Raw genomic sequence first — 641 nt, 5'->3', positions numbered from 1 at the left:
GGGCGGGGAAGGGGTGAGGACCTGAGGTGTGGCGGGCGCGCCACATGGAGACCACCGGGCGCCGCACGCCTGCGAGGCGGGCGATGTCGGTCATGTTCATCGGCATGCTGTGCGGCTCCTTCCGAGGTGAGGTGAAACGATGCGGCGAGTCTACAGCGAGAGCGTAGTTGGACATGCGCGCAGCTGCGATAAGGGGGCTTATCGGAACAAGTACTTCCCAATGTATGAGATGTATGGCTACGGTCGAAGAGCGGTCGCACAGGTCGCCGCTGGCACCCACTCACGACGGAAGGAACGCGATGAACGCGACCTTGGAGCCCTGCTTCAACCTCTGGCTCTTCGTGGATCCCCTGTCAGGGGTCGTGCAGACCGGGGCAGCCAAGGCCTACGCACTCCATGGGACGGAGCAGGAGTGCAAAGACCTTCTGCAGCGGCTGGCACCGACCGACTTCTACACCGTGCCGCGCGTGCCGGTGCCGCAGCACTACGTGCTGGCAGGGCCTGACGGACGGCAGGTGTCAAGGGCCATTGAGTTCTGCCCATAGGCGGCCAGTGTTTCTTCCCGCTGGTGGCCATCAGAACTGCCCACTGGTGGCCAGCTGGTTTGCCCGTTTGGGTGGTGGTGCTGGCCACCGTGATGG

The sequence above is a fragment of the Micrococcus sp. KRD026 genome, assembly GCF_017168445.1.
Classification (GTDB): domain Bacteria; phylum Actinomycetota; class Actinomycetes; order Actinomycetales; family Micrococcaceae; genus Micrococcus; species Micrococcus luteus.
This window is presented reverse-complemented; position numbering follows the sequence as displayed.